The organism is Paraburkholderia terrae (genome assembly GCF_002902925.1).
Taxonomy (GTDB): Bacteria; Pseudomonadota; Gammaproteobacteria; order Burkholderiales; family Burkholderiaceae; genus Paraburkholderia; species Paraburkholderia terrae.
The window spans coordinates 1859906-1886567 of sequence record NZ_CP026111.1 but is presented as its reverse complement, the minus strand read 5'-3'; the positions used below and the strand labels follow the sequence as shown (position 1 = coordinate 1886567).

At 63.8% G+C, this 26662-nt stretch carries 19 protein-coding genes; 10 read left to right on the top strand and 9 right to left on the bottom strand.

The window, feature by feature from the left end; genetic code table 11:
• Positions 1-52: 52 nt before the first annotated feature.
• Together ligD and C2L65_RS08415 are read left to right on the top strand one after the other, a co-directional pair.
• Positions 53-2911 carry a DNA ligase D gene (ligD, locus tag C2L65_RS08420; RefSeq protein WP_042312227.1) on the top strand — a complete coding sequence of 953 codons (2859 nt, stop codon included), beginning with the start codon at positions 53-55 and terminating at the stop codon, positions 2909-2911.
• Positions 2912-2985: 74 nt separating this feature from the next.
• Positions 2986-3297 (top strand): hypothetical protein, encoded by a 312-nt coding sequence (locus C2L65_RS08415; protein ID WP_042312229.1) that lies wholly within the window; start codon positions 2986-2988, stop codon positions 3295-3297.
• A gap of 55 nt (positions 3298-3352) precedes the next feature.
• On the opposite strand, the gene C2L65_RS08410 is transcribed toward C2L65_RS08415, so the two are convergent.
• Positions 3353-4309, bottom strand: a complete 957-nt coding sequence (locus C2L65_RS08410) for a LysR family transcriptional regulator (RefSeq protein ID WP_042312231.1) — start codon at positions 4307-4309, stop codon at positions 3353-3355.
• Between the two features lie 166 nt (positions 4310-4475).
• On the opposite strand from C2L65_RS08410, the gene C2L65_RS08405 reads away from it, so the two are divergent.
• Complete coding sequence (locus tag C2L65_RS08405) at positions 4476-5492, top strand: zinc-binding alcohol dehydrogenase family protein (protein ID WP_042312232.1); 1017 nt, start codon at positions 4476-4478, stop codon at positions 5490-5492.
• 1227 nt (positions 5493-6719) lie between these two features.
• Positions 6720-7286: a DUF6013 family protein gene (locus C2L65_RS08400; protein WP_042312235.1), complete on the top strand. Its 567-nt coding sequence runs from the start codon at positions 6720-6722 to the stop codon at positions 7284-7286.
• Positions 7287-7389: 103 nt separating this feature from the next.
• Here C2L65_RS08400 and C2L65_RS08395 read toward each other — a convergent pair whose 3' ends face one another.
• Positions 7390-8193 carry an ABC transporter permease gene (locus tag C2L65_RS08395; RefSeq protein WP_007585855.1) on the bottom strand — a complete coding sequence of 268 codons (804 nt, stop codon included), beginning with the start codon at positions 8191-8193 and terminating at the stop codon, positions 7390-7392.
• On the bottom strand, positions 8190-8924 hold the full coding sequence (locus C2L65_RS08390; protein WP_042312296.1) for an ABC transporter ATP-binding protein: 735 nt from the start codon (positions 8922-8924) through the stop codon (positions 8190-8192). The genes C2L65_RS08395 and C2L65_RS08390 overlap by 4 nt, the downstream gene beginning before the upstream one ends.
• 120 nt (positions 8925-9044) lie before the next feature.
• Between C2L65_RS08390 and C2L65_RS08385 the strand changes: the two genes are divergently transcribed.
• Positions 9045-11498: an AsmA family protein gene (locus C2L65_RS08385; RefSeq protein WP_042312299.1), complete on the top strand. Its 2454-nt coding sequence runs from the start codon at positions 9045-9047 to the stop codon at positions 11496-11498.
• Between the two features lie 121 nt (positions 11499-11619).
• On the opposite strand, the gene C2L65_RS08380 is transcribed toward C2L65_RS08385, so the two are convergent.
• On the bottom strand, positions 11620-12117 hold the full coding sequence (locus C2L65_RS08380) for a hypothetical protein (RefSeq protein WP_007750376.1): 498 nt from the start codon (positions 12115-12117) through the stop codon (positions 11620-11622).
• 494 nt (positions 12118-12611) lie between these two features.
• Here C2L65_RS08380 and C2L65_RS08375 point away from each other — a divergent pair, with 494 nt between their 5' ends.
• From C2L65_RS08375 to C2L65_RS08365, 3 genes are all read left to right on the top strand, one after another.
• Positions 12612-14222: a sensor histidine kinase gene (locus C2L65_RS08375; protein WP_042312238.1), complete on the top strand. Its 1611-nt coding sequence runs from the start codon at positions 12612-12614 to the stop codon at positions 14220-14222.
• Positions 14223-14385: 163 nt separating this feature from the next.
• Positions 14386-14880 carry a response regulator gene (locus C2L65_RS08370; RefSeq protein WP_042312301.1) on the top strand — a complete coding sequence of 165 codons (495 nt, stop codon included), beginning with the start codon at positions 14386-14388 and terminating at the stop codon, positions 14878-14880.
• 95 nt (positions 14881-14975) lie between these two features.
• A complete protein-coding gene (locus C2L65_RS08365) occupies positions 14976-16967 on the top strand; it encodes a hybrid sensor histidine kinase/response regulator (protein WP_042312240.1) in 1992 nt (663 codons plus the stop codon).
• 123 nt (positions 16968-17090) lie between these two features.
• On the opposite strand, the gene mscL is transcribed toward C2L65_RS08365, so the two are convergent.
• From mscL to mfd, 5 genes are all read right to left on the bottom strand, one after another.
• Positions 17091-17540 carry a large conductance mechanosensitive channel protein MscL gene (mscL, locus tag C2L65_RS08360; RefSeq protein ID WP_007585864.1) on the bottom strand — a complete coding sequence of 150 codons (450 nt, stop codon included), beginning with the start codon at positions 17538-17540 and terminating at the stop codon, positions 17091-17093.
• Positions 17541-17766: 226 nt separating this feature from the next.
• The gene (locus C2L65_RS08355) at positions 17767-18789 is read right to left on the bottom strand and encodes a threonine/serine dehydratase family protein (RefSeq protein WP_042312243.1); all 1023 of its coding nucleotides are present in this window, start codon (positions 18787-18789) and stop codon (positions 17767-17769) included.
• Between the two features lie 74 nt (positions 18790-18863).
• Positions 18864-20111: an acetylornithine deacetylase gene (argE, locus tag C2L65_RS08350; protein WP_042312245.1), complete on the bottom strand. Its 1248-nt coding sequence runs from the start codon at positions 20109-20111 to the stop codon at positions 18864-18866.
• Positions 20112-20257: 146 nt separating this feature from the next.
• Positions 20258-21445: a M20 family metallopeptidase gene (locus C2L65_RS08345; RefSeq protein WP_042312246.1), complete on the bottom strand. Its 1188-nt coding sequence runs from the start codon at positions 21443-21445 to the stop codon at positions 20258-20260.
• A 9-nt stretch (positions 21446-21454) separates the two neighbouring features.
• The gene (gene mfd, locus C2L65_RS08340) at positions 21455-24940 is read right to left on the bottom strand and encodes a transcription-repair coupling factor (RefSeq protein WP_042312248.1); all 3486 of its coding nucleotides are present in this window, start codon (positions 24938-24940) and stop codon (positions 21455-21457) included.
• Positions 24941-25230: 290 nt separating this feature from the next.
• Between mfd and ispD the strand changes: the two genes are divergently transcribed.
• On the top strand, positions 25231-25941 hold the full coding sequence (gene ispD / locus C2L65_RS08335) for a 2-C-methyl-D-erythritol 4-phosphate cytidylyltransferase (RefSeq protein ID WP_042312251.1): 711 nt from the start codon (positions 25231-25233) through the stop codon (positions 25939-25941).
• Positions 25942-26013: 72 nt separating this feature from the next.
• On the top strand, positions 26014-26493 hold the full coding sequence (gene ispF / locus C2L65_RS08330; RefSeq protein ID WP_042312252.1) for a 2-C-methyl-D-erythritol 2,4-cyclodiphosphate synthase: 480 nt from the start codon (positions 26014-26016) through the stop codon (positions 26491-26493).
• Positions 26494-26662: the final 169 nt, after the last annotated feature.

Here is a 26662-nt window from a genome sequence, read left to right as displayed (position 1 = left end):
TCACGGATCGCGCCGCTGACGAAGCCCACGCAACGCAAAGCGCACACCGATCATGGCCGACAAGCTCGATACCTATCAGCGCAAGCGCCGCTTCGATGTAACGCCGGAGCCGTCGGGGACCGCTGCGCGCGCGAAGGTTACCAAGACAGCCGCAAAAAAGACCGCAAAGCAGCACCGCTTGTCGTTCGTGATCCAGGAACACGACGCGCGACGCCTGCATTACGACTTCCGTCTCGAACTCGACGGCACGCTCAAATCCTGGGCCGTGCCGAAAGGACCGAGCCTCGATCCGTCCGTCAAGCGGCTTGCCGTGCATGTCGAAGATCACCCGCTCGAATACGGTTCGTTCGAAGGCTCGATTCCCGAAGGCAACTACGGCGCGGGCTCGGTGATCGTCTGGGACCGCGGCACGTGGGAACCGACCGGCGGCGAAGCGGGCGCGCGCGACGCATACAAGGCAGGCAAGCTCAAGTTCCACCTGAACGGCGAGAAGCTGCACGGCGGCTGGACGCTGGTGCGCAGCCACATGCGCGGCAGCGGCGACAAGGAGCAGTGGCTGCTCATCAAGGAACGCGACGACGACGCGCGCAGCGAAGCCGATTTCGACGTGCTCGAAGAGCGGCAGGGCAGCGTGCTGTCGGATGCGCCGGGCGCGCGCGGCGGCACGAACGGCACAAGCGGCTCCGGCAGAGCCGCCGCGGGCAAGTCGAAGAGCAAAGAGGAGCGCGCCAACGCGTCGATCAAGGCGACGAAAGCCGCCGCATCGCGCAGATCCAAAGGCACGCCCGCCGACCGCCCCGACATCGTCGCGACGCGCAATGCCGAATCGCTTCGCGAACTGGCCAGTCATCCGTCGATAGAAGGGGCAGTCCAGGCAAAGCTTCCCGCCGCACTCAAGCCGCAACTGGCGATACTCGTCGACAGCGCGCCCGCCGGCGACGATTGGCTCTACGAGATCAAATTCGACGGCTACCGTGTAATGGCGCGCATCGATCACGCGTCGAAAGATTCCGTGAAGATCTTCACGCGCGCAGGCAACGACTGGACCGCGAAGTTCAGCAAGCAGGTGAAGGCGATCGCGCGCATCGGACTGGATAGCGCGTGGCTCGACGGCGAGGCCGTCGTGCTCGACAGCAACGGCGTGCCGAGCTTCCAGGCGCTGCAAAACGCATTCGATGCACAGCGGCCGCAGGACATCACGTTGTATCTGTTCGACCTGCCGTATCTGAACGGCTACGACCTGCGCGGCGTGCCGCTCGAACAGCGGCGCGCGATCCTGCACGCGCTACTCGAAACCGTCGACGACGACACGCTGCGCTTTTCCGAGGACTTCGGTTTCGACGCGGACCAGTTGCTGAAGAGCGCATGCGACATGCAGCTCGAAGGCATCATCGGCAAGCGGCGCGACAGCTATTACGTGTCGGGTCGCTCGCCTGCGTGGATCAAGCTCAAGTGCCGGCGCCGCCAGGAATTCGTGATCGGCGGTTATTCGGAACCGGCGGGCAGCCGCGAGGCATTCGGCGCGCTGCTGCTCGGCGTCTACGACACGAAGGGCAAGCTGCAATACGCGGGGCGCGTCGGCACGGGTTTCGACGCGGCCAAACTGCGTTCGATCAAGCAGGAACTCGACGCGCGCGAAACGCAGAAGATGCCGTTCGCAAGCGAGCCGCGCGAACGAAGCCGGACGCCCGTGCATTGGGTGAAGCCGGAACTCGTCGCCGAATGCAACTTCGCGGAATGGACGAGCGACGGCGTCGTGCGGCAGGCATCGTTCGTCAGCTTGCGCAGCGACAAGCCCGCGAAGCAGATCGTCCACGAAGCGCCAAGCAAAGGAGCCGACGTGCAACAGATGACGGAAGAGATGAACGCCGGTCAGGCGAAGACATCGACGGCGAAAAAGCGCGCGTCGAAGACGGCGGATGTCGAGCCAACGCCCGCAACGAAACGTGCGAAGACGAGCGGCGTGGAAACGCGAGGAAAGGCGGCCACGAAATCGACGAGCAAGACGGCCACCGTGACGATTTCCGGCGTGCGCATTTCGCACCCGGACCGCGTGATCGACAAGAGCACCGGCGCGCGCAAGATTGAACTCGCCGAATACTACGCGTCGGTTGCGTCGTGGATGCTGCCGTTTCTAAAGGATCGCCCGGTCGCGCTCGTGCGCGCACCGGAAGATATCGGCGGCGAACTGTTTTTTCAGAAACACAGCCAGAAGCTCGCGATTCCCAATATCACGCAGCATTCGGGGCTGGACCCGGACCATCCGCCGCTGCTGACCATCGAAAGCGAAGCGGCGCTGGTCGGCGCCGCGCAGATGGGCACGATCGAACTGCATACGTGGAACGCGGTGGCCGCGAACATCGAGAAGCCAGACCGCATGGTGTTCGATCTCGACCCGGACCCGGCGCTCGGCTGGAAGCGGATGATCGAAGCGGCGCAGCTCACGCGCGAACTGCTCGAAGAACTTGGCCTCGCGTCGTTTTGCAAGACGAGCGGCGGCAAGGGACTGCACGTCGTCGTGCCGATCGCGAAGCAGCTCGGCTGGGACGAGGTGAAGGCGTTCACGCAAGCCGTCGCGCAGCACATGGCGGCGGCGCTGCCGAAGCACTTTGCCGCGAAGATGGGCGCGCAGAATCGCAAGGGCAAGATTTTTGTCGACTATCTGCGCAACAACCGTGGGTCGAGCACCGTTTGCGCATTTTCGCTGCGCGCGCGGCCGGGGCTGGGCGTATCGGTGCCGCTCGCATGGGACGAAGTGCCCGGCACGACGGCGGGCGATCAATGGAACATCGCGAATCTGCACGAGCGGCTAGACGCGCTGAAAAGTGACCCGTGGGCCGACTACGCGAAGACGAAGCAGCGCATCACGGCCGCCATGCGGCGCAGGCTGGATATGGCGGAGCACGATTGACCGCTGCTTGCACGGAGCGAGCGGCAAAGCACGAGACGCATCAGCGTCATCGTGAGCACATCAGGGAGAGGATCATGAAGACATCGCAACAACATGCGACGGGCGACGAGCACGAAGCGCAGACCGCGCGCCCCGAAGGCAACGATCAGTCCAACGTGCTGAAACGTCCGTTCAACGAGCAGGCTGCGCCGTTGCCGCATGAAGCGGATCAGAGCCCGGATTCGCAGCAGGAGCACGAGCCGCGCGGCGTCGGCAAGCAGGCGCATCGCGATCTGGAACGCGGGCTCGAAGATACCGACCGGCGCGGCGGCGACGAGTATCAGGAACGCACACAGAACGACGCGCAGGCCAACGAGAATTCCGCCGAAACAGGCAAGCGCCGCTGATCCGCAAACCGATACGCGCGCAACGGGCACGGCAACGACATTACGGTAGCGCGCCTTAGCTCGCCTCGCGGTCCCGCTCGATGTCCCAGTAGGGCGGATCACCGAAATGCGCGGCGAGGAAGTCGATGAACGCGACCGTTTTCGGCGGTACGAACGCGCGCGACGGATAGACAGCCCAGATCGCGACCGTTTCCCCGAGTGGATACGCGTCGAGCACCGTCACCAGTTCGCCGCTGCGCAAATATGGCGCGACATCCCACGTCGATTTCAACGCGATGCCGAATCCCGCCAGCAACGCGTCGCGGATCACTTCGCCGTTATCCGTCGCCAGGCGCCCGCCGACGCGCACGGTCAACGGTCCCGCTGGCGTGACGAACGACCAGTCGCGCTGATCGGAGAGGATCACGCATTCGTGCTGCGCGAGATCGGACGGATGATGCGGCGTGCCGTGCTCTTTCAGATACGACGGCGCGCAGCAGATCACACGCCGGTTCGCCGCGATCCGTCGCGCGATGAGCGTCGAGTCCTTCAGCGCGCCGAGCCGGATGCCGACATCGACGCCGGCATCGACGAGATCGACGATCTTGTCGGTGAGCCGCAGATCGACGCTCACGCCCGGATAGCGGCGCAGAAACTGCGTGATCACCGGTGACACATGTTGCCGTCCGAACGACGACGGCATCGACACGCGCAGCCGTCCCTGCGGCTCGGCCTGGCCGCGTCCAACTGACGCGCGCGCGGCGGCGGCCGCGTCGAGCAGCGTTTCGGCACGCGTCATGAAGACTTCGCCTTCCTGCGTGAGGCTGACGCGGCGCGTGGTCCGGTGCAGCAGTCGCGCGCCCAGCAGCCGTTCGAGACTGGCGATACGGGCGCTCGCGACGGCGGGTGACAACCCGAATTCGCGTCCCGCCGCGGATACGTTGGCGAGCAACGCGGCGCGCACGAACAGCGCGACGTCGAGCAGATCGAGGCGGTCGCGTTCATCGGGTGACGCCTGGGGAATCGGATCCATTGATTATTCGGAAATTCCAGAAGATGTTTCAGTCATTATGTTGGTTTTCGCAGCGTAAAGAATTTCCTACAGTAGAGTCAACGCGATTGGCGCGGTGTTTCAGATGCGTTGCCCGCCGTTGTCTTCGAAATCTCTGGAAAAACGTCACACGAATCAAGGAGTTGTCATGAAAGCGATTGGCCTGACCCGTTATCTCCCCATCGACAATCCCGAGTCGCTTATCGACATCGAACTCGACAAGCCGCAGCCGGCCGGCCACGACATTCTCGTGAAGGTGGAGGCGATTTCCGTGAACCCGGTGGATACCAAGGTGCGCGCGCCGAAGGAGACGGTCGAGAAGACGCCGCGCGTGCTCGGCTGGGACGCGGCGGGCACGGTCGAAGCCGTCGGGCCGGACGTGACGCTGTTCAAGGTGGGCGATCCTGTGTTCTACGCGGGCAGCATCACGCGGCCGGGCGCGAACAGCGAGTTTCATCTGGTTGATGAGCGCATTGTCGGCCGCAAGCCGGCGACGCTGGATTTCACGCATGCAGCCGCGTTGCCGTTGACGGCGATCACCGCGTGGGAAGCGATGTTTGACCGGCTTGGCGTGTCGCCGCAGGGCGCGGATGCGGGCAAGTCGGTGCTGATTATCGGCGGCGCGGGCGGGGTTGGCTCGATTGGCATTCAGCTTGCGAAGCAACTGGCGAAGCTGACCGTGATCGCGACGGCGTCGCGGCCGGAATCGGCGAAATGGGCGAAGGAGTTGGGCGCGGATCATATCGTCGATCATTTTGGCGATATGCCTGCGCAGTTGAAACAGATCGGTTTTGAGCAGGTCGATTATGTGTTGATGTTCAACGACACTGATCGGCATTTTCCGGCTGCTGCTGCAGTGATCAAGCCGCAGGGCGGGATTGCGACGATTGTCGAGAATGCGAGGCCTGTTCCCGTTGAGCTTCTGAAGGCGAAGAGCGCCGCGTTTCATTGGGAGTTCATGTTCACGCGGTCGATGTTCGGGACGCCCGATATGATTGAGCAGCATAAGCTGCTGACTGAGGTTGCGCGGTTGATTGATGCTGGGACATTGCGGACGACTGTGGGTGAGGATCTTGGCAAGATCAATGCGGGGAATTTGCGGCGCGCGCATCAGATGCTGGAAGAGGGGCGGGCAATTGGGAAACTCGTACTGAGTGGGTTTTGATTTTTTGTTTTTCTGGTTATTTGGTTTTTCGTCTGCGACGCGGGGCGATGGCGCCTGCGGTTTGGTTTTTTATGCCTTCGCGAGGCGGTGTTTTGCTGCGCACGCTGTTTGGTTTATTTGGCTTTGCGCTGGCATCCGCGGGGTGGTGTTTGCTGCACAAGCCGTTTTGGTTTTTTTGCCTTTGCGAGGCGGGGTTTGCTGCGCACGCGGTTTGGTTGTTTTGCTTTTGCGCTGGCATCCGCGCCATGCCTCCGTGCTTCAAGCGTCGCCCCTGTGCGGGGCGGCACCTACTTTTCTTTGCCGCCGCAAAGAAAAGTAGGCAAAAGAAAGCGGCTCACACCGCCAGCCCGTGTTCTTATCCACGGGCCCTCAACGTCCCCACGCTTCACACGGCAGTGCCCTGGTCGGTGCTGGTTGCCAACGCTTCGAATGAACGCCTCACCCGCTTCGAATGCCCGTACCCGGGCAAGCGGCAGCGAACGGTATGTGCCGCCCAGGTGGCAAACTGTGTGTAGGCCGTAGTGCCTCACATGCCTCACTTCGGACCGATAGCGCAGGCGTTCAACCCTGTAAGAGCGCTACCCTGTGCGACGCGACAACCTACACACAGTTTGCCACCTGGGCGGCCGTGGAATATCTGGCACGGCATGGTGCAGCGCGGGTGCGTGAAGCGGGTGAGGCGTATCGCAAGAGCGTTGGCAACGAAGATGGGTCACGTGATTGTCGTGTGAAGCGTAAGACCCTTTGGGGGCCCTCAGGCAAACACAAGAATTAGCGGTGTGAGCCGCTTTCTTTTGCCTACTTTTCTTTGCGGCGGCAAAGAAAAGTAGGTGCCGCCCCGCACAGGGGCAACGCCTGAAGCACGCTAACGAATCGCGGATGCCAGCGAAAAGGCAAAAAAACCAAACCGGCTTGCGCAGCAAAACACCGCCCTGCAAACGCCATCACAAACTCAAAAAAACCACCCGCGCCGCGCAGGCGCCAACGCGAGAAATGCCAGCACAAAAGCTAAACCACACCGACAAGGCATGCGCAGCCAAACACCCCACCGCGCGGCAGCGCAAAAAAAATCCACCCCATCCCCGGGTTAATCCCAGCCCAAACCAAACTCCACGCCAACCACTTGGCGTTAGACTTCCCGTGCAACATGCAAAAAAACCGCCACGCGCGGCCAGCGCGATCGCACCTGCATGGCACCGCGCGGCAGCACAACAACGAGGTGACAGTATGAGCATCAGCGTCAAACTTCCCGCCGTTTCTGTTGTCGCTTCTATCGCATGCGCAACGCTTGCGCTCGCCGCATTGCCGGCACCGGCGCACGCGGCGACACCCATCACCGTGACGTCGCAGGCGGCCACGGACGGCCCCATCCGCTATACGGTCAAGGTCACGTCGAAGCAGTTCGGCAATTCGCAGGAAACCCGCACCATCCGTTCCGGCGAATCGGACGACTTCACCTGGAAAACCGTGCCGCCCGGCGGCCCCGTCGCAGCCGATGGCGACTGCCCGGGCCTGTCGTCGCTGCCGCTCGATACGAACGGCGCCATGATCCGTCAGACGCAGATCCGCTTCGCACCCGTCGTCGCCAAGGACGGCACCGCGACCGTGCAGATGAACTTCCAGGCGCAAACGCCGAAGGGAACGAAGGCCGTGTCGAACAACGGCAAGTCGCTCAAGTGCCCGAACTACGCGAGCGTCAGTCAGGTGCTGCGCTTCACCATGCCGACCAACGGCACCACGAAGACGCTAACACTCACCGACGGCTCGCAGGTGGCCGTCTCGGCCAAACGGTGACGCTAGCGTTTGAGAATCGGAGTCGGTATCGCAAGCCATGCATATCGACTGAATTGCATACGATGTGCATGCATCGATCACGGCGCGCGCCTGGCGCTGCACGTCAGCGTTTCGAGCGCCGCTCGACAAGCCGCGACGCCAGAAACCGGTGCTCCGGCGAAAACAGCCGCCGATACGTCAGCAGCACGGCGCCCACGGTCCCCAGCGCTGACGATGCCGCGATCAGAAACATGATCACGATCTGATAGCGCACGGCCTGCAGCGGCGATTGCCCGGCGAGCACCTGGCCCGTCATCATCCCCGGCAGACTCACGACGCCGACCACGGCCATCTGGTTCAGCGTCGGAATCATGCCGGCACGCACCGCCTGACGGGCCGGTCCCTGCGCGGCTTCCCAACGCGTCGCGCCAAGCGCGAGCGCCATGTCGACGCGGTCGCGGCGCGCCGTCAGTTCCTCCGTCATCCGTTCGATGCCTAGCGACACGCCCGTCAGCGTATTGCCGAGAATCATCCCGAGAATCGGAATCGCATATTGCGGCTCGTACCACGGTCGAATGCGGATCACGGCAAACAATCCAACGGCCGCGACGAGCCACGCGCTCGCCCAGATCGACAGGATGCTGTCGACGCGCTGTCCGGCATACGTGCGCGAGCCGCGTCCCGCGCCCGCGAAGCCCGCGATCAGCGTCATCGCGATCATCAACGGCAGCACGACGTACCAGCGGGCGTACGCGAACACCCACGCAAGCACATAGCCGATCGCGAGCAACTGGACGACGGTGCGCACGGCCGCCCACGCGAGCTTGCGTTCGAGATCGAGCTTGAGCAGAACGGATACCGCGCCGTTCACCACGATCAGCAGCGCCGCGAGCGCGACGTCCCAGAGGCTCAGGTTCTGCAAGGTCATCGCGGCGTCTCCCCGGTGTGCGCGGACGTATCGGACGTATCCGGCATATTGCGCTGTGCGTCGTCGAGCACGCCGGCGCGCATCGTCAGATGACGGTTGCTCACGCGCGCCGCTTGCGCCGGATCGTGCGACACCCACAACCATGCGCGCACCTGCGGCGCGGCATCGAACCATGCGCGCACCAGGCCTTCGATCGCCAGCGCGGATTCGGGATCGAGCGAAGCCGTCGGTTCGTCGAGCAGCAGCACGTCCGGCGCGAGCTGCAGGACGCGGATCAACGCGGCGATCTGCGCTTCGCCGCCCGACAGCTCGCTCGCAAAACGTTCGAGAAAGTCGCTCGCACGTCCCGCCTGTGACGCGAGCGCGGCAGCCTGCGCGCGGTCGAAGCGGACGTCGCGATACGCGCGCAGCGTGTACGGATAACGCAGATTGTCTTCGACGGTGCCGTCGAGCAACGCGGGCCGCTGACGAATGTAGGCGACGTGGCGTCGGTAGCGCGGGATCGTCGCGCGTGCAATGCGCTTGCCGCGCCACAGCACCTCGCCGCTATCGAGTGGATCGAGCAGCGCGAGCGCGCGCATGAACACGCTTTTGCCCGACCCGGACGGACCGGTGATCGCAATCCGCTCGCCCGCGTGGATGGCGATGCTGGTGGCATGCAGCAACGTCTGGCCGCGCGTCGCGTCGCGCCGCACAAGGTCTTGCGCGTGGACGAGGGGTGCGTCCGCTATATTCGTGTCGTGGGGCATGGCATGTTGGAATCTGTCGCAGCGCATCATCATAACGAAGCGTACACGCGGGCACAGCACGTGCTGCGCAAACGAATGACGCAGGTATTTCTCGGAGCGCTCATGGCTGTGCTGCACTCGACTGGCATATCCGTCCGCAAGACAATCGGCAAGACCCTCGCGTGGCTGTTCGCGGTGCTGGCGATCCTGATCGTTGCGCTGGCGGTTTTTATTCTGACGTTCGACTGGAACCGCGCGCGGCCCTATGTGAACGACAAGGTCAGTGAAGCAATCGGCCGGCCGTTTGCCATCGAAGGCGATCTGAAGGTAGGTTGGCGCCATCCCGTTGGCGAGACGGGATGGCGCTCGTGGGTGCCGTGGCCGCGCTTCTCGGCGCAGAACATCACGATCGCCAATCCCGACTGGACCAAACAGAAGCACTTCGCAACGCTCGATGAAATCGACTTCCAGGTGAAAGTGCTGCCGCTGCTCGCGCACGACATCGTGATCCCGGCGATCAATGTCGTGAATCCATCCGTCGATCTCGAACGGCTCCTCGACGGACGCAACAACTGGACGTTCAAGCTGAAATCGTCGGCGGGACCGTCCGAGTGGAAGCTCGATTTGCACGACATCCGGCTGAACAAAGGCAATATCGCGCTTTCGGACCAGCAGAAAAAGATCGACATGCAGGCCGTCGTCGATACGCTCGGCCAGCCAATTCCGATCGGCGAAGCGATGAAGCAACAGGAAGAGGCGTCGCGCAGGTCGTCGGCGGAAGTCGTCGGCAAGCAGGGCGCGAAGCAACTGACCGCGCAGGCGAAGGCGGTCGCCGCTTCCGAGGCGTCGGGTGCGTCTGCAGTGGCGCCTGGCGTGCCTGTTGCGTCGGGCGCGTCCGTACCGGTGGCGACGGCTGGCGTGGGCGCATCGAGCGTAGTGGCCGCGTCCGGCGTGCCCGCGAGCGCGACAGGCTCGCCCGTCGCGCAGAGCACGAACTCACCGCAATACGGTATCGGCTGGACCGTGAAGGGCACCTACAACCGCTCGCCCATATCGGGCAGCGGCAAGCTCGGCGGCGTGCTTGCGTTGCAGGACACATCCCGACCGTTCCCCGTGCAGGCCGACGTGAAGGCGGGCGATCTGCGTATCGCGCTGGTCGGCACCGTTACCGATCCCGCGCATCTCGCCGCCGTCGATCTGCGTCTGTGGCTGCAGGGCACGAGCCTCGATCATCTGTATGACCTGACGGGCATCACGCTGCCCGAGACGCCGCCGTACGCGACGGAAGGCCATCTGGTCGGCAATTTCAAGCAGGGCGCCAGCGTGTTCCGGTATGAAAATTTTACAGGCCGCGTGGGTGGCAGCGATGTGAACGGCACGGTCGTCTATACGCAACGCGCGACACGTCCGCTGCTCGAAGGCACGCTTGTCTCGAATCTGTTGCAGTTCAAGGACCTCGCGCCGATCATCGGCGCGGACAGCAACGCGAGCAAGGCGAAACGCGGCGACACCGCGCGCCAGCCGTCCGACAAGGCTCTGCCGACCGAAGAGTTCAAGACCGACCGCTGGAAGGCGATCGACGTGAACGTGAAGTTCACGGGCCGCCGCATCATCAAGGACCCGGCGCTGCCCATCACCGATCTCTACACACACGTCGTGATGACGGACGGCGTGCTGTCGCTCGAGCCGCTGAAGTTCGGCGTCGCGGGCGGGTCGCTCGCGTCGAACATTCATCTCGACGGCAGCGCCACGCCGCTCAAGGGGCGTGTTTCGACGGAAGCGCGGCATCTGAAGCTCAAGCAGTTGCTGCCGACCGCGAAGACGATGCAGAACGCGCTCGGCGAGGTCAACGGCGACGCCGCGCTGTCGGCGACGGGCAATTCGCCCGCGGCGCTCGCGGCTTCGTCGAACGGCGAAGTGAAGCTGCTCGTCACCGATGGCGCAGTGAGCCGTTTGCTGATGGAAGCGGCAGGGCTGAACGTGGCGAACGTCGTCTATGAAAAGCTGTTCGGCAATCGTGACGTACAGATCAATTGCGCGGCAGGCGACTTCGTCGTGACGGACGGCGTGCTCGATTCACGCGTGTTCGCACTCGACACGCAGGACGCCGTTATCAACGTGGACGGCACGGTGAACCTGAAGAACGAGTCGATGGACCTCGGCGTGCATCCGCACACGAAGGGCTTCCGCGTCTTCTCGCTGCGCTCGCCGCTCTACGTGAAGGGCACGTTCAAGGACCCGCACGTCGGCGTGAACGCGGCGGCGCTCGCGGTGCGCGGTGGCGCGATGGTCGGGCTCGGTCTGATCAATCCGTTCGCCGCGCTGATCCCGTTGATTGCGCCGAGCAACAACAAGCCTTTGCCGTGTCAGCAGCTGATGGCGGCAATGGAGGCGCAGCATCCGACGGCGCCGCCGCCGGGACAGCGCGAAAAGGCCAAGGCTCTGGCGCTGCCGCCGGGGACGCCGGGCGCGTCGGCCGTCTCGCCGTCAACGGCGCCGTCGAAGCAGCCTGCAAAGCCGAACAATGGCGCGGCACTGCCGGGACCCGCGAACGCAGCGGACTATAAGGGAAGTTGAGAGGGAAGTTGAGCGCGCGGGGGCGGATGCATCACCCGCAATGATTGCTTCGCAAAAACACCACGGCCGCGAATCTTCGCGGCCGTGTTTCGTGTGAATTGCTACGCGTAATCTGCGGGATTCAACGCAGCGAGCGCGGTGTCGCGTCGCCCGCCGCATCCTGGCGACGTACGCCGCGCCGCGTGCTGGCGGCCGTGCGCGTCGCGCCAAACTCGGGCAGGATGCGCGCTCTCGCGCGGCTCGCGAACACGAGGAAACCGAAACCGTCGGCCTCGTACCAGTAGCCGCCGTTCTCCAGTCCGTCGAGTGGCTGCTCGAGCGCATTCGCAATGGACTCGATGCAGCGCCTGCGCAACTCGGCGACGGCGGGATACGGTGGATGCGCGCCGCGCACGCTGCATAGCAGGACATCGAGTCCCGGCAGCACATGCGCGTAGAGCACTGGTTCATCTTGCGCGCGGGCGCGCGCAATCTTGGTGTCGAGCTGACCGAAGGGCTTGAAGTGTCGCAGCACAGCGAGGAACGACTCGTCGCCGTCCACCTTCGCGCGCCTGCGCTTTTTCGGGAAGGACATAAAAACTCGCCTGAAAAAGAATTGCAAGAAACGCAGCGTCCTCATGCGACCACTCCCGGCTTCGCGCGCCGCACGTCGATCTTTTATAGCATACGAAAATGCCGGATACACGGTGATTCGTCTGTCTCACTCCATCGTTCCGTGCGAACCAGGCCGAATCGCGTCGCCGTGCGCTTTCGCATCCCCTGTGCATCTGGTCTCAATAATAGACTCACCCGCGCTGCGCGTGTTTCCGGCACCGTAAAAAAAGACATTTTTATGTGCGCCAAGCCCTCCTCGGCGTGCATTGAAATATCCGTTGGGCCCGCCGATAATGGCCGCGTCCCAGTTGCGGCGCGGCTTTCACGCACATTGCGCCGATCCGGCGAGTCAACGGGCGCGGCGCATGAGTGAAAATATCAATGGCGCTCGCCGCGCAGCGACGTTAAGGCGCGGCGCACAGCCATGATGCATGCGCGCCGCTCATGATTGCGCGCGTCAGTTCCACATGTCGGGAAGCAGTTGCCTCGCACGTTCATGCCGCATTGCGCCAGCCATCGATGAAACTGTTCACCAAAGGTCTATTGCTGATCGCGTTGCCGAGCGCCATTGAACTGGCGCTGCTCGGCGTCGTCTTCGACATGCAGGCGCAAACCACGCGGGCCGTCGAGCGCTCGTCGGACAGCAAGCAGATCCTGTATCAGGCGACCGCGCTCGAAAACCCCGTGCTTCGGCAAGTCGCTCGCGTGCGTACGGGCATCGTCGCGGGTGACGCTTCGTTCATGGACCGCCATGCGGCATGGGTCGATATCGGCGACCGGCTCGCGCGGCTTGAAACGGCCGTCGTCGATACGCCCGCGCAGCGCGCGCGCGTGCTGCGCATGCGTGACGAAGTGGACAGCTACCGGCAGCAGGCGCTGTCCGTCGCGCAGTCGATGCGTACGGGCGCAACGATGAAACCATTCGTCACGCTCGAAGGCGGCGAGTTGCCTGCGCAGGTGATGCGCTTTCGCGAGCAGTTGAAAGAATTCATCGACGAAGCATCGCGGCTCGAAGTCGAGCGCAACGCGACGCTCGCGAAAACGCGCCAGCGGCAGCAATGGACGTTGGTGGGCGCCGTGATCGGCTCGATGCTGCTGTGGGCGGGCACGGCATTTGGATTCGCGCGCAGTATCGGCCGGCGGCTGGACGTGCTTGCGGAAAACGCGCAGCGGCTCGCCAGCGGGCAGCCGCTGCCCACGCCGCTGTCGGGCAATGACGAAATTGCCGCGCTCGATTCCGCGTTGAATCGCACGAGCGCGCTGTTGCGCGAGGCAGACGAGAAACAGGCCGCGCTCAAGACGTCGCTGCAAGTGCGCGCGGCGGAACTGGCGAGCGTCAATGAGACCCTGCGTCGGGAGACGCAGGACAACGAGATGTTCATCTACAGCGTGTCGCACGATCTGCGTTCGCCGCTGGTGAACATGCAGGGTTTCTCGAAGGAACTGCAGGTTTCGTGCGACGAACTGCGCGCGACCATCGACGATGCGCGGCTGCCCGAGGTCGAACACAAGCGCCTCGCGCACGTGCTCGATGGCGACGTGCAGGAATCGCTGCGCTATGTGCGCTCGTCGGTGACGCGCGCCGCGGCCATTATCGAAGCGCTGTTGCGCATTTCGCGCGCGGGGCGGCTCGAATATCAATGGCAGCGCGTGAGCGTCGGCCGCGCAGTCGCGCGTGCCGTCGACGCGCTTCAAAAGCGGATCGACGAGCGCAAGATCGTGGTCGTCGTGCGCGACCTGCCCACGGCATGGGGCGATCCGTCCGCAATCGAACAGGTGTTCAGCCAGTTGCTCTCGAACGCAATCAATTTTCTCGATTCGTCGCGGCCGGGGCGCATCGAAGTCGGCGCGCTGGATGGCGCGCTCGCAGAAAGCGCGCTCGCGTCGGCGCCAAGGACGCGCACTTACTTTGTGCGCGACAATGGAATGGGCATTCCCGCCGCCTACATGTCGAAAGTATTTCGCGCGTTCCAGCGGCTGCATGGCGATGTCGCGCAAGGCGACGGCATTGGCCTTGCACTCGTGCGGCGCACAGTCGAGCGGCATGGCGGGCGTGTGTGGGTCGAATCGGCGGAGGGGGCGGGGTCGACATTCTTCGTCACGCTGCCCGATCAGCCGATGCGCTATTGATGCGCAATCGATACGCATGAGAGCCAGCGCCGCTCATGCGCAAAGGCGCAGCAAGCCGTAAGCCAACGGCCGCATAATAGCGGCGGTGCGTCATACCATTCACGCAGTCGCAGCTCGCGCGCAACGCATCAAACAGATGCGGCGCAAGGGCTTCGGAGGGAACATGTCACACGGGGAAGCGGTCGGTAAGTCGGTCGGCATCGTGCTGGTCGAGGACGATGACGGGCATGCCACGCTCGTCGAGCGCAATCTGCGGCGCGCGGGGATTTCAAACGGTTTTGTCCGCTTCGGCGACGGCCAGGAGGCGCTCGATTATTTCTTCGGCGAGCCGCACGCCGGCGACCGCGCCAATGGCCGCCCGACACGCGACGAGCTCGCGAATTACGTGGTGCTGCTGGACCTGAAGATGCCGCGCGTCGATGGCTTCGAGGTGTTGCGGCGGCTGAAGGAATCGCCGTCGACGTCGTCGATGCCCGTCATCGTGCTCACGACCACCGATGATCCACGCGAAATCGAACGCTGCTACGAACTGGGCTGCAACGTCTACATCACGAAGCCGGTCGAATACGATGCGTTCATCGAAGCCGTGCGGCGGCTGGGCTTTTTCCTGCAGGTCGTGAAGCTGCCGCCGGGACAGCGCTATGCGCCCGCAGCATAATTGCCGATACGTCAAAGCATTTCACGAATGTTCACGCGACGTGTACGAAGCAATGCCGCAGCCCTCGTCCGTTACATTGACCTGAATCATCTGGCATGACAGAAGACGTCACCACGCTACCCGCAGCCCTCGTGCTCGTCGTCGACGACGACGAAGGCATCTTGCGTCTTGCGCGCAAGTCGCTGGAGCGCGCCGGCTGCCGGGTCGAACTGAGCAGCAGCGTCGAGGTTGCGCATCGCGCGATCGTTGCGAATCCGCCCGATCTGATCGTGCTCGACTATCAGCTCGACGGCGCGGAGACGGGGCTCGACTTTTTCCGGCGCCTGCGCAACGAAGGCGTGCGCATACCCGCCATTCTCGTCACCGGCTTTACGGATGAATCCCGCGTGATCGAAGCGCTGCGTTCGGGCGTCTCCGACGTCGTGCCGAAAGCGGGCGACTATCTCGACTATCTGCCCGAAGCCGTCGAACGCGTGCTATCGCAGATGCGGATGCAGCGCGCATCGGCGGAAGCGCTGCTGCTGCGCGAGCGCGAGGCGCATTACCGGATGTTGTCGGAGGCGCTGCCGCACCTCGTGTTCACTTGCAATGCCCATGGCGACTGCGATTTCGTGTCGAAGCAATGGGTTGAGTACACGGGTCTCGACGGCGCGCGTTCGCTGGGTCTTGCGTGGATCGACGCCGTGCATCCCGACGACCGCGAAGAGACGCGCCGCAGCTGGCTCAGAACGGTGCGCGGCGACGGCGCCGACTATCGCAGCGAATTCCGCATCCGCCGCCACGACGGCGCGTATCGCTGGTTCGACGCGCGCATTGCCGCGATGCGCGACGCGGGCGGCGTCGTCAGTAAATGGTTCGGCAGTTGCACCGACATCCATTCGCAACGCGAAGCCATCGAGGAGCGCGAGCGTCTGCTTGCGTCCGAGCAGGGCGCGCGCCAGGCGGCGGAAGAAGCGAACCGCGCGAAGGACCGTTTTCTGGCGATGCTGTCCCACGAATTGCGCACGCCGCTCACGCCTGTGCTGGCGGGCGCGCGCATGCTCGAAATGATGCAGGATCTGCCCGACCCGGTGCGCGCGGGCGTCGTGATGATTCGCCGGAATGTCGAGCTGGAAGCGCGCCTGATCGACGATCTGCTCGATCTGACGCGGGTCGCGAACGGCAAGCTGCGGCTCTCGCTGGAAACGGTCGACGTGCATGAAGTCATCGACAGTGTGCTTGAACTGTTCCGTAGCGAGATCCAGACCAAGCAGCAGGACGTACACATCAGCACGGATGCGCACCATCATTTCGTGCTCGCCGACCGTGCGCGTCTACAGCAGATGCTGTGGAACCTGATCCGCAATGCCGCGAAGTTCACGCCGGACGGCGGCCATATCTACGTGCGCACGCGCGACGAACGGATGCATGTGCAGATATCGGTGGAAGACACGGGCGTCGGCATCGAACCTGAGCAGATCGGCAAGCTCTTCAACGCCTTCGAGCAAGGCAGCCAGAACATGTCGCGGCAGTTCGGCGGGCTGGGGCTGGGACTCGCGATCACCAAGGCGCTGACGGACGCGCATGGCGGCACGGTGACGGCGCAAAGCCCGGGCGCGCACTGCGGCGCGACGTTCACGATCACGCTGCCGACGGCCGCGGAGCCGCACGCCGAGCCCGTCGTGCCCGAGGCAGCGAGCGTGCAGCCGGCGGGCGGGCTGGGGATCTTGCTGATCGAGGACCACGCAGACACGGCCGAAGTGATGGCGCAACTGATGCGCACGCTCGGCCATGAAGTGACCGTCGTCGGGCGTGTGGCCGATGCGCTCGCCGCGACGCAAAGCGCCACCTTCGATCTGATCGTCAGCGACGTAGGCCTGCCCGACGGTACGGGCCTCGACTTCGTCAAGGCGTTCCGCGAGCGCGACGATGCGCCTGCCGTTGCATTGACGGGTTTCGGGAGCGACGAGGATATCCGGCGCTGCCTGGAAGCGGGCTTCACGTCGCATCTGACCAAGCCCGTCAATTTCTCGCAGCTCGAGCAGGTTATCGAGAGCGCGGCGGCCGTGAAGACGCAGAAAAACGCGGGCGAAGCCAGAGCGGGTTAAGCCCGCGTGCCACTTGTGAGTCCGGTGAAAAGAGAAGGGCGTGTTGCGCGCGAAGCGCAACACGCCCTTGAGTTTATGCAGGCACCGCTTTCGTGCCGCTTCGATGAACCGCCGTCGTCAGATTCAGATTCGCGGCGAATTCTTCAACGAATCGCGGATTTCACGCAGCAGCAGCACGTCTTCGGGCGTGGGCGCCGGTGCTTCGGGCGCGGCCGGGGCGGGCGCACGCAGCTTGTTGATGAACTTCACCATCATGAAGATGATGAACGCGAGAATCACGAAGTTGATCGCTACCGTGATGAACGAGCCATAACCGAACGCGGCGACGCCTGCCGTCTGCAAGTCCTTGTAAGACTCGGGATTGCCCTTGAAATTCTCGGGGATGTGTCCGAGCAGGACGAACTTGTTGGAGAAATCGAGGCCGCCCGTCGCGACGCCGACGACAGGCATGATCAGATCCTTCACGACGGAGTTGACGATAGTCGAAAACGCTCCGCCGATGATCACACCAACCGCGAGGTCCATCACGTTGCCTTTGAGGGCAAATTCCTTGAATTCAGTAATCATGCTCATCGGGCAGTTCTCCTTGAAGTCGATGGCGACATGATAGCCAACGATCGGCGCAGCGTGAAATGATTTAGCGCCCGATCGCAACGAACCTTCGACACGCCAGGCTCGTTCAGCCGATATGTCGCAGAAGTGAAAAAGAACCGTCGACGCTTGCAAACGATGCGCCTGCAATCGCCAAGCTCGAATCGAGCGACGCCAAAGAACGCGAAAAGAACGTGAAGCGAACCGCTTAAATTTCTGCTGCCCGCGCCTGTTCGATATGCGCGGCGAACGTGACAGGATCGGTATTCGTCCCGCATAGCAACACGCCGACGCGCTTGCCTTGCAGTTGCTCGCGCAACGGGCCGAGCAGGGCGGCCGTGGCGGCTGCGCACGCAGGCTCGACGGCCAGCTTCAGTTGCGTGAACAGCGTGAGCATCGCGGCGCGCAAGGCGTCGTCGGTGACGGTGACGAGACGGTCGACATGCCGGCGGCACAGCTCGTAGCTGTATTGCTCGGTGTGCGGCGCCATCAGCGAATCGGCGATCGAATGCATGTGGGTCATCTTGACCGTGTGATTCGCGGCGAAGCTGCGGTTCATCACGTCCGCGCCTTCCGGCTCGACGCCGTACACATGCACGCGCGGATTGGCCAGGCGCAGCGCCGTCGAAATGCCCGCCGCGAGCCCGCCGCCGCCGATGGGCACGATCACGGCGTCGAGATCGGGTGATTGCGTCGCCCATTCGTAGCCGAGCGTCGCGGTGCCGAGCACCGTCCGGTAACCGTTGAACGGATGCACGAAATAGCGGCCTTCTTCGGCCTCGATGCGCCGCACGATCTCGAACGCTTCATTCACGTTGTCGGCCATCACGACTTCCGCGCGATATTGCCGGCACAGCGCAATGCGCGCCGGATTCGCCGCGTGCATCACGACGACCTTCGCGCTGATGCCCGTGCGCATCGCCGCATAAGCGACGGCCACCGCGTGATTGCCGCCCGACACGCAGGTAACGCCCGCGCTACGCTGGGCTGCGTCGAGTGCGAGCAGGTTCGAGAACGCGCCGCGCGCCTTGAAGCTGCCGCCCGCCTGCAGCAGCTCGAACTTGAAGTTGACGAGCGTGCCTTCGAGCGTCGGAAAATCCATCCGGTCGAACACGGGTGTTCGCACGACCCACGGTGTCAGCGCGAAGTGCTGCGAAGCGATGTCGTCGAGCGTCGGTATCGGTTCGCCGTCGATCGTGCGGTCGGTGTGCTGCGGCGTGGCGGTGGACATGGCGTGCGTCGTCTTGTGGGTGAGGTCCGCGTTTTGTGCCTTGTTGTTGTGTTTGTTGTTATCTGCTGCTTGCGTCAGTGCGCGTGCGCATCGACCGACATGCTGTGAATGAACTTGCCCAAGAACCGCTCGCACTGCGCCAGCTGATCGAGCGTGACGAATTCGTTTGCCTTGTGCGCCTGCACGATGTCGCCGGGGCCGCACACGATGCTCGGAATGCCCGCTAGCGAGAACAACCCCGCTTCCGTGCCGTACGCGACCTTGCGCTTGTCCTGGTCGCCCGTGAGCGCGCGCACGAGTTGCGTGATGGCCGCCTGTTCCGTCGAGTCGAGCCCGGGCGCAGCGGCGATTTTCGTGATCTCGATCGCGGCCGCTTCGTGCTCGCGCTTCATCTTCGGCAGCAGCGTTTCACGCGCGTATTGATCGATGCGCGCGAAGATCGGCTCGGGATCGAGCGTCGGCAGATTGCGGAATTCGAACTCGAAGCTGCATTCGGCGGGCACGGTGTTGATCGCGTTGCCGCCTTTGATCGTGCTGGTCTGCGCGGTGGTGAACGGCACGTCGTAGAGCTGATCGAACGGGCCTTGTTCGCGGAACTGGTCGGCCATGTCGCGGATGTAGCAGATCAGACGCGCCGCGTATTCGATCGCGTTCAGGCCGTTGGGCGTGAGCGACGAATGCGCCGCGAAGCCGCGCACGCAGCACTGGTAAGCGTTGATGCCCTTGTGCGCGATGATGGGCCGCATGCTGGTCGGCTCGCCGACGATGCAACCGTCCGGCTTGACGCCGCGCTTCATCAGGTCGGCGATCATCAGCGGCGCGCCGACGCAGCCCACTTCTTCGTCGAACGAGAACGCCAGATGGATCGGCTTGGCGAGCTTGGTCTGCTGCATTTGCGGCACGAGCGTCAACGCTGCGCCGATAAAGCCTTTCATGTCACAGGTGCCGCGCCCATAGAGCTTGTCGCCGCGTATTTCAGGCTTGAACGGATCGCTGTCCCATTTCTGGCCGTCGACGGGCACCACGTCCGTGTGCCCCGATAGCACGATCCCGCCATTGGTCTCGCCGTCATGCGCCGGAATCGTCGCGAACAGGTTGGCCCATTTGCCGCTTTCGTCGTGCGTGAGGGTGGCTTCGACACCGCGTTCGCGCAGCGCGTCGCGCACCGTTTCGATCAGGCCGAGATTCGGATTGCGGCTGACCGTGTCCATCGACACGAGGCGTGTGACCCAGGGAAGCGAAGCGGGGGAAGAGGACTCGGCGGATGCAGCGGAAGAGGACGACGTTTGGGCGGACAGCGCTTTGTCAGCGACCTGTGACATGACTTGGGCTCCAGCTTGGGTGTGTTTTGATGATACCCAAAAAACGCTTAATTAGCCAAAGCTCATAAAGCCCGGTTGCTTGCGGGACGGGGCTTTGCGCGATGCAGCAATTGATGGCGCGCGCTGAAATCGTTGTCGGCGACGGGTCAGGCTCGTGGCGTGTCACGCGCGAGCAACGTGAGCAGCGCGCGTTCGTACGCGCGATAGACGGGCGCGATGCTGGCGAGTTCGATGCGCTCGTTGGCCGCGTGAATGCCTTCGCATTGCACGCCGAAGCCGCACAACGCAGGCACGCCGAGCGACGCGAGGTAATTTCCGATGTTCGACGGTCCCGCGACGGCCAGCGTTAGACCAGCGCCAACTTCGTTGCGTACCGCGTGATATAGCGATTGCGTCATCGGATGCGAATCCGGAACGCGATACGCGGGCCAGCCCGCGATCCATTCGATCGACGTCGCGAGCGACGGATCGTGTTGTGAGTCCTGATCGCGAACGATGCCTTCGATCACGCACCGCGCTTCTGCGGCATCGAAGCCTGGCGTGAGGCGGCAATCGACGGTGAGTTCGCAACGATCCGGCACGCTGGTGAAGGTGCCGTCGCCCGCGCGGATGCCGGTGACGGTCAACTGCGCGGGGCGATCGAATGCGTCGTCCACGGGCAGCGCGACTTCGTTCAAAGCAGCGGCAAGGTGCGCGCCGCGTATCGCCGCATTGAGTCCGCGCGTGCTGCTCGCGCCGGAGTGCGCAGCGACGCCGCGCACGACGAGCTTCGCGCGAATGAAACCGCGCGCGCCAACGATGATGCGGTCGATGCCCGGATAGCCGATCAACACGCCATCAGGTTTCACAGCATCAGGCGCATCGAAGAACGCGCGGGCACCGCCGAAACGGCCCGTATGCTCGTCGAGATCGAACAGCACGCCAAGCGTGCCGGCGAGCGCATCGATGCGCTGCGCGAACGCAGCGGCGAGATGCGCGAAGATGGCAACGGCCGCCTTACTGTCCGCGCTGCCGCGTCCGTAGAGCCAGCCGTTGTCGACGTGCGCGGCGAGCGGCGGATAAGTCCACGTGGATTCGTCGCCGAAGCTTGCGGTGTCGAGTGTTGCGTTCAGCAGGTAGTGCGGACCAACATCCGCGCCGCGTATTTCCACGTGAAGCGCGAGCGGCTGTCCATCGTCGGCAACGAGGCGGCGCGTGCGCACACCACGCGCGTCAAACCACGCCTCGATGCATTCGAGCACGGGCGCGCACGCATCGATGCCGCCGCGGCTAGGCACGCGCACGAGCGCCGTCAACAGTTCGACGATCGATGCCGTGTCGACAGCGCCCGTCATCTGCTGGCCTTATGAAGCGACGCGGCGATCCGCTGCGCCTTTCACCGGCGTACCGAGCGCGCGCAACGTTTCCTTCACGGTCGCGACACGCACGGTGAAATCGGGACTCCGGCTTTCGATGCGCAGCTTGTCCTGACCCGCGAGCTTGATGTGCTTGTGTTTCTGCACCATCTCGATGATCCGCATCGCGTCGATGGGCGGATTCGGAATGAACTGCAGGCCGATCACAGCTTCGCCCGCATCGATCTTCGAGATGCCGAGCGGCTTCGCGGCGAGGCGCAAGCGATGCGTTTCGACGAGCGCATGCGCCTGCGGCGGCATCTTGCCGAAGCGGTCGATCAGCTCTTCCTGAATGCCGTCGATGGAATCGTTGTGCTCGCAGTTCGCCAGCCGCTTGTACAGCGACAAACGCTCCTGCACGTCGCCGCAATAGTCGGCGGGCAGGATGGCGGGCGTGTGCAGATTGATCTCGGTCGTCGCCGCCAGCGGTGCGGTGAGGTCCGGCTCCTTGCCGTTCTTCAGCGCCTTGACGGCGTCGTTCAGCATGTCGGTGTAAAGCTGGAAGCCGATCTCGTGAATCTCGCCCGACTGCTTGTCGCCGAGCACTTCGCCCGTGCCGCGAATTTCGAGGTCGTGCATCGCGAGATAGAAGCCCGCGCCGAGTTCTTCCATCTGCTGAATGGCTTCCAGCCGCCGTTGCGCCTGCTTCGTCAGGCCTTGCGGATCGTGTACGAGCAGATACGAATATGCCTGGTGATGCGAACGGCCGACGCGTCCGCGCAACTGGTGCAACTGCGCGAGACCGAATTTATCGGAGCGGTGAATCAGGATCGTGTTCGCGCTCGGCACGTCGATGCCCGTTTCGATGATCGTCGTGCAGAGCAGCACGTTCGCGCGCTGCGCGACGAAATCGCGCATCACGCGTTCGAGTTCGCGCTCGTGCATCTGGCCGTGCGCCACCGCGATGCGCGCTTCGGGCACCAGTGCTTCGAGCATCTGTCGGCGGTTTTCAATCGTCTCGACTTCGTTGTGCAGGAAGTACACCTGGCCGCCGCGCTTCAGTTCACGCAGCATGGCTTCGCGGATCACGCCGTCCTCTTCGCGACGCACGAAGGTCTTGATCGCGAGGCGCTTTTGCGGCGCCGTCGCGATCACCGAGAAATCGCGCAAGCCTTCCAGCGCCATGCCGAGCGTACGCGGAATCGGCGTCGCGGTGAGCGTGAGCACGTCGACTTCGGCGCGCAGCGCTTTAAGCGCTTCCTTCTGGCGCACGCCGAAACGGTGTTCCTCGTCGATGATGACGAGCCCCAGCCGCTTGAACTGCACATCCGACGACAGCAGCTTGTGCGTGCCGATCACGATATCGACAGTGCCTTCGTTGATCTGCTGGATCGACGCGCTGACTTCCTTCGTGCTCTTGAAGCGCGACAGTTCGGCGATGCGCACGGGCCAGTCGGAGAAGCGGTCGGTGAAGGTCTGCGTGTGCTGTTCGGCGAGCAGCGTGGTGGGTGAAAGCAGCGCGACCTGCTTGCCACCCATCACCGCGATGAACGCCGCGCGCAGCGCGACTTCCGTCTTGCCGAAACCGACGTCGCCGCAGACGAGGCGGTCCATCGGCTTGCCGCTCGTCATGTCGCCGATCACGGCGGCAATGGCAGCGGCCTGGTCGGGCGTTTCCTCGAAACCGAAGCTCTCGGCGAACTTCACGTAATCGCGTGGTTCGAGCGCGAACGCATGGCCTTCGCGCGCGGCGCGGCGCGCATAGAGGTTCAGCAGTTCGGCGGCGGTATCGCGGATCTGCTGCGCGGCCTTGCGCTTGGCCTTTTCCCACTGGCCCGAACCGAGCGCGTGCAACGGTGCGCTTTCGGGATCGGCGCCGCTGTAGCGCGAGATCACATGCAGTTGCGCGACGGGCACATACAGTTTGCTGTCGCCCTGGTATTCGAGGTGCAGAAACTCGGTTTCACCTTCTCCGAGATCCATCGTCACGAGGCCCATGTAGCGGCCGATACCATGCTGCGAATGCACGACCGGGTCGCCGACCTTCAGCTCCGACAGGTCGCGCACCATCGAATCGACATTGCTCGCCTGTTCCTGGCGACGGCGTCCTGCGCGTCTTGCGAGGGGGCCGTACAGTTCCGTCTCAGTGAGGATCGCGACGCCTTCGCCCGGAATCGCGAAGCCGTTCGCGAGTGGCGCGACGCCGAGCGCGAAGCGCGCGTCGGAGGTCAGCCAGTCGCCGTAGCTGTCGGCGGAAGTGGGGCGCAGCGCGTTGTCGGCGAGCAGTTGCGCGATCGTCTCGCGGCGGCCCGCCGATTCCGCGGCAAACAGCACGCGGTTCGGCGTCGTGGCGAGCCACGCGCGCAATGCGGCGACGGGATCGTCGGCGTGGCGGTCGATCGCGAGATTGGGCAGCGGCACGGCCCAGCCGCCGCCCGCATTGCCGGGCAACGACAGGCGCGCGAACGGTTTGGCGAACGTGAAGAAATCTTCGTCCGACAGGAACAGGCGCTGCGGTTCGAGAATCGGCCGGTCGCGGTCGTGCGACAGGAAGTTGTAGCGCTGCTTGGTATCTGCGGTGAAGCGCCGGATGGCCGCGTCCAGATCACCGACGAACGCGAGTTGCGCGCCTTCAGGCAGGTAGTGAAAGAGCGTCGCCGTCTCTTCGAAGAACAGCGGCAGATAGTATTCGATACCCGCCGACGGCACGCCGTTGCCGATGTCCTTGTAAATCGACGCACGGCTCGGATCGCCCTCGAACACTTCGCGCCAGCGGCTGCGAAACGCGGTGCGCGCGGCTTCGTCGAACGGAAACTCACGGCCGGGCAACAGCCGCACGTCCTTCACGGGATACAGGCTGCGCTGCGAATCGGGATCGAACGCGCGGATCGAATCGACCTGGTCGTCGAACAGGTCGATCCGGTATGGCAGTGGCGAGCCCATCGGAAAGAGGTCGATCAGCGAGCCGCGCACGCAGTATTCGCCGGGTCGCACGACCTGGCTCACGTGCTCGTAGCCGGCCAGCGTCAGCTGCGCTTTCAGCTTCGCTTCGTCGAGACGTTCGCCCTGCGAGAACGAAAAGGTGTAGGCCGCCATGAAGGAGGCGGGCGGCATCCGGTACAGCGCAGTCGTCGCCGGTACGAGCAGGATGTCGCAGCGTGCTTCGCCCAGGTCGTGCAGCGTCGCGAGACGCTCGGAGACGAGATCCTGGTGCGGCGAGAACGAGTCGTACGGCAGCGTTTCCCAGTCGGGCAGCAGGCGCACGCGCGCTTCCGGCGCGAAGAACGCGAGTTCCTGCGTCAGCCGCTGCGCGTCGACGGCGCTCGCGCAGACGACGGCCAGCAGCGGCATCTGCGTCTTGTGCGCGAGGTGGTAGCGCGCTATCAGCAGCGCGTCGGACGAGCCGTGCGTGCCGTCGAACACGAAACGCTGGCCGGCCTTGACCAGCGCGACGGGCGTTGAGGAGGACTGCGTGGATGCGGCGATGTCGGGCATAAAAGGGAAACGGCCTTTGGGTGACGCCAATGAACAACGGTTCAACGATCGACTGCAAACGGATGACGGCAAACGGAACCGCAAACTGGGCTGCTAACGGCTAAACGCGGCTAAACGCGGCTAAAAACACCACCAGCCGCAAGACGCGAACCAACGGACCCCCCCAGCGGACGCCTTGTGGGCGCGTCGCTGGCGGCGCGTGAGCGGCAAGTTTACGCGCGCCGGGGCATGCGTGCCGAAGACCTATTATAAAATCCGTCCTTCACTTTCACCTGCAACGCGTCCGCTCCGTGACTTCCCGCCTCTTTGCACTGATTCCTTGCGCCGGTACCGGCAGCCGTTCGGGCGCGTCGATGCCCAAGCAATATCGAACCGTCGCGGGACGCGACATGCTGTACTACTCGCTTGCCGCGTTCGACGCCTGCAGCGAGTTCGCGCAGACGCTTGTCGTGATCGCGCCCGACGACCAGCACTTCGACGCGCGCCGCTTCGCGGGCCTGCGCTTCGCCGTGCGGCGTTGCGGCGGGGCGTCGCGGCAGGCTTCCGTGCTCAACGGGCTACATGCGCTGGCCGAGTTCGGCGCGCGCGACGACGACTGGGTGCTGGTACACGACGCGGCGCGCCCCGGCATCACGCCCGCGCTGATCCGCGCGCTGGTCGGCACGCTCAAGGACGACGCCGTGGGCGGCATCATGGCGCTGCCCGTCGCGGATACGCTCAAGCGGGTGACGCCCAATACAGACAACCGCATTGACCACACCGAACCGCGTGACGGCCTGTGGCAGGCGCAGACGCCGCAGATGTTCAGGATCGGCATGTTGCGCGAAGCGATTCTGCGCGCGCAAGGCGACGGCCACGATCTCACCGACGAAGCGAGCGCGATCGAATGGTCGGGTCACGCGCCGAAACTGGTTCAGGGCAGCTTGCGCAATTTCAAGGTCACGTATCCGGAAGACTTCGATCTGGCCGAAGCGATACTCGGGCGCGGCACGGCGGGCTGACGGGCGCCTGGCCGTCCGTCATGGCTTAAGAATCATCACAACGCTTTCACGAAACAACGGAACCCCACGCATATGGATTTGAGAATCGGACAAGGCTACGACGTTCACGCATTGGTGCCGGGACGCCCGCTCATCATCGGCGGCGTGACGATTCCGTACGAGCGCGGGCTGCTCGGCCACTCGGATGCCGACGTGCTGCTGCACGCGATTACCGACGCGCTGTTCGGCGCGGCCGCGCTCGGCGATATCGGCCGTCATTTCCCGGATACCGCGACCGAGTTCAAAGGCGCGAACAGCCGCGTGCTGCTGCGCGAATGTGCGGCGCGTATCGCGAAGGCAGGCTTTACGATTCAGAACGTCGACAGCACCGTGATTGCACAGGCGCCGAAGCTCGCGCCGCATATCGACGGGATGCGGGCGAATATCGCCGAAGATCTGAATCTGCCCATCGACCGCGTCAACGTGAAGGCGAAGACCAACGAAAAGCTCGGCTATCTGGGTCGCGGCGAGGGCATCGAAGCGCAAGCGGCTGCGCTGTTGGTACGCGCCTGAACGTCGTTGCGCAGTTTTGTAGAGCGGGTCAGATTTGCCTGATCCGCGTGTGTGCGTTTGTATGAACGTGCATCATTTGCCGGTTTCGCGCGCTAACGTGCATTAAAAAAATCGATAGTCGCCGTCGCGGATTTTTGTCGATATTTGTCCGCTTAGAGTGGTCCGCATG

Excerpts from the sequence above, each read along its gene's own strand:
- C2L65_RS08415 (WP_042312229.1), top strand. The coding sequence starts at position 2,986 with ATGAAGACATCGCAACAACATGCGACGGGCGACGAGCACGAAGCGCAG.
- ispF (WP_042312252.1), top strand. The coding sequence starts at position 26,014 with ATGGATTTGAGAATCGGACAAGGCTACGACGTTCACGCATTGGTGCCG.
- mfd (WP_042312248.1), bottom strand. The coding sequence starts at position 24,940 with ATGCCCGACATCGCCGCATCCACGCAGTCCTCCTCAACGCCCGTCGCG.
- mscL (WP_007585864.1), bottom strand. The coding sequence starts at position 17,540 with ATGAGCATGATTACTGAATTCAAGGAATTTGCCCTCAAAGGCAACGTG.
- ligD (WP_042312227.1), top strand. The coding sequence starts at position 53 with ATGGCCGACAAGCTCGATACCTATCAGCGCAAGCGCCGCTTCGATGTA.
- C2L65_RS08345 (WP_042312246.1), bottom strand. The coding sequence starts at position 21,445 with ATGACGGGCGCTGTCGACACGGCATCGATCGTCGAACTGTTGACGGCG.
- C2L65_RS08365 (WP_042312240.1), top strand. The coding sequence starts at position 14,976 with ATGACAGAAGACGTCACCACGCTACCCGCAGCCCTCGTGCTCGTCGTC.
- C2L65_RS08375 (WP_042312238.1), top strand. The coding sequence starts at position 12,612 with ATGAAACTGTTCACCAAAGGTCTATTGCTGATCGCGTTGCCGAGCGCC.
- C2L65_RS08380 (WP_007750376.1), bottom strand. The coding sequence starts at position 12,117 with ATGAGGACGCTGCGTTTCTTGCAATTCTTTTTCAGGCGAGTTTTTATG.
- C2L65_RS08405 (WP_042312232.1), top strand. The coding sequence starts at position 4,476 with ATGAAAGCGATTGGCCTGACCCGTTATCTCCCCATCGACAATCCCGAG.
- C2L65_RS08385 (WP_042312299.1), top strand. The coding sequence starts at position 9,045 with ATGGCTGTGCTGCACTCGACTGGCATATCCGTCCGCAAGACAATCGGC.
- argE (WP_042312245.1), bottom strand. The coding sequence starts at position 20,111 with ATGTCACAGGTCGCTGACAAAGCGCTGTCCGCCCAAACGTCGTCCTCT.
- C2L65_RS08395 (WP_007585855.1), bottom strand. The coding sequence starts at position 8,193 with ATGACCTTGCAGAACCTGAGCCTCTGGGACGTCGCGCTCGCGGCGCTG.
- C2L65_RS08355 (WP_042312243.1), bottom strand. The coding sequence starts at position 18,789 with ATGTCCACCGCCACGCCGCAGCACACCGACCGCACGATCGACGGCGAA.
- C2L65_RS08400 (WP_042312235.1), top strand. The coding sequence starts at position 6,720 with ATGAGCATCAGCGTCAAACTTCCCGCCGTTTCTGTTGTCGCTTCTATC.
- C2L65_RS08410 (WP_042312231.1), bottom strand. The coding sequence starts at position 4,309 with ATGGATCCGATTCCCCAGGCGTCACCCGATGAACGCGACCGCCTCGAT.
- C2L65_RS08370 (WP_042312301.1), top strand. The coding sequence starts at position 14,386 with ATGTCACACGGGGAAGCGGTCGGTAAGTCGGTCGGCATCGTGCTGGTC.